General features: G+C 69.7%; 3 protein-coding genes. 1 reads left to right on the top strand and 2 read right to left on the bottom strand.

Features of this window, described 5'->3' with window-relative positions; translation table 11 throughout:
* Nucleotides 1-638, bottom strand: a 638-nt coding sequence (locus A5701_RS05910) for an ABC transporter ATP-binding protein (RefSeq protein ID WP_197499140.1), incomplete at its 3' end; no start/stop codon positions are given.
* Nucleotides 639-761: 123 nt separating this feature from the next.
* Nucleotides 762-1,040, bottom strand: coding sequence for a hypothetical protein (locus A5701_RS05905; protein ID WP_067749783.1), 279 nt, complete (start codon nucleotides 1,038-1,040; stop codon nucleotides 762-764).
* A gap of 229 nt (nucleotides 1,041-1,269) precedes the next feature.
* Here A5701_RS05905 and A5701_RS05900 point away from each other — a divergent pair.
* The coding region (locus A5701_RS05900; protein ID WP_067749785.1) for an MFS transporter at nucleotides 1,270-2,271 on the top strand (1,002 nt) is incomplete at its 3' end.

Genomic DNA, 2,271 nt, shown 5'->3' with positions numbered 1-2,271 from the left:
GCCGCGCCGATGCCGGCCGCGCCCGTGGGGTCGGCGCGCAACACGAGCACGCGGTCGGCGAGGATCGCCGCCTCATCGACGTCGTGAGTCACCAGCAACGTCGTGGTGCCCGCCTCGTGCTGCACCCTGTCGAGCAGGTCCTGCATCCGCAACCGGGTCAACGCGTCCAGGGCCGCGAGCGGCTCGTCGAGGAGCAGGACACTGGGCCGGCGCGCTAGAGCCCGCGCGAGGCCGGCACGTTGTGCCATACCGCCGGAAACCTGCCGCGGGCGATGATCACCGAACTCGGTCAGCCCGACGACGTTCAGCCAATGTTGAACCTCCCCGGTGCCCTTCGCGCGCGCCGTGCCAGGCGGTAAACCGAAGGCGACGTTGGCCGCCAGCGATCGCCACGGCAGCAGGCGCGGCTCCTGGAAAACCATCGCGCAACGCGGGTCGACCCCCCGGACGGCCTTCCCCGCTATCTCGATCCGCCCGGCGCTGGGCTTGTCGAGACCGGCCACGAGTCGCAACAGCGTCGACTTGCCGCTGCCCGAGGGCCCGAGCAACGCGACGACCTGGCCCGGTTCGATCTCGATGTCGACGTCGCGCAGCACGGCGCGCGTTCCGAAGGTGCGGTTGACGCGAAGCAATGACACGCGTGCCGGCGCGAGACTGGTCGACATCACCCGCGCAGCCTAGGAATCGCGCGCGGCGCCCACCAGGTTTGCGTTGCCGATGATTAAAACCCGCTGTGCGCCATCACTAGACGGCGATCAAGGTCAGCCGTGCGGCGCTTCGGAGATCTTGGTGTCCGGCTTGCCAAGCGTCTGGCAGTACGTCGCCGCCGACAGCCGAGTGGCGGTGATCTCGGCGTTGGACGGGTCGGTGCCGTTCTTGTCCTTCAACATCTTGCTGACTTCGTCGTTCTGCTTCTTCTCGTCCTGCGAGGTGAAGTCCTTGCACTTGGTGTCGCCGCCGGTGTTGATCACCTGTGAGGCCGAACACGCGCTGGACAGCAGCACGGCTAGTGCGAGCGTCGCGGCCGCGATTTGCTTCATCGTTTGCCTCCCTGGGAGTCGAGTAGTGGTATCAGTACACCAAATCGGCCGATTTGAAACCCCGCACGAGATTTGCCCGCCGATCGGGCCGGTTGCTCGGCGTGCATTTCCGCGGCGATCGGGAATAACTGCCTCGTTTGCATCGTCGTTTGCGTTCGTCGCGCCGAATGCCAGGGGGAAACGTCCAGTGTCTGTAGCCAACGGGTCAACGTCGCGACCTGCGGCGGCTCTGGACAAGGCGGGCCGCCCGGATGCGGACCGGGCCGTCTTCGGCGGCGTGCTGGTGCTCTTGCTGTCCGTCGGCTGGGTCGCCAACCACTTCGTCGCGCTGATGCCCGCGCTCAGCGCGCGGCAACACCTCAGCCCAGCCACCCTCGATGCGATCTTCGGGGTCTATGCGGTGGGCTTGGTGCCCGGCCTGCTCGTCGGCGGGCGCACCTCGGATGCGTTCGGGCGCCGGCCGGTGGCGCTGGCGGGCGCGGCGACCGCCGTGGCCGGCACGGTGGCCATGCTGTGCTCGCAGCAGTACGAGATCTTGCTCCTCGGCCGCCTGATCGTCGGGTTCGGTGTCGGCCTGGCCATGAGTTCCTGCACCGCCTGGGCCTCCGATCTGAAAGGTCCGGCCGGGGCGGCCGCCGCGGGTGCGGTGTTGATGGGCGGTTTCGCGATCGGACCGTTCGCGGGGGGCCTGATCGTCAAGGCCGGTCCGGGCGGCATCCAGTTGTCGTTCGGGGTCGCCGTCGCGATCGGCATCGCGGCGATGGCCTTCGCGGTGCTTGCGGCGCGCGGGGCGGAGACCACCGCGCGGCCAACCGCGCGGGTTTGGGAACCGCCGACCACCGCGGGGCAGGGCACCGGGCGGGCGTTGAGTTGGGCGATGCCGCTGGCGCCGTGGGTGTTCGCATCGGCGACACTGGGGTTCGTCGCGATCCCCGGCCGTGTCCACACCGGGCTCGCCGCCCCGATGGCCGTCGGCACCGCCACGCTGCTCGTCAACGGGGTCAGCGGGCTGATCCAGGTGCTGGCCCGCGCGCGGAGCTGGGGGCCCCAGGCCGGCACCGCCGGCGCACTGCTGGCCGCACTCGGCTACGCGACCACCGCGCTGGCCCCGCATACCATGTCGTTGGCCTTGGGCCTTCCCCTCTTCCTGGTGCTGGGATGCGCCTCCGGCCTGTGCTTGCGTGAGGGGTTGATCGATCTGGAGGCCGCGGCGCCGAAACGCTTGCGCGGC

Origin of the sequence: Mycobacterium sp. E3305, assembly GCF_001666785.1 — a bacterium.
In the GTDB taxonomy this organism is placed as follows: Bacteria; Actinomycetota; Actinomycetes; order Mycobacteriales; family Mycobacteriaceae; genus Mycobacterium.
Note: the sequence above shows the minus strand (reverse complement) of the source record. Positions and strands in the feature narration are given on the sequence as shown.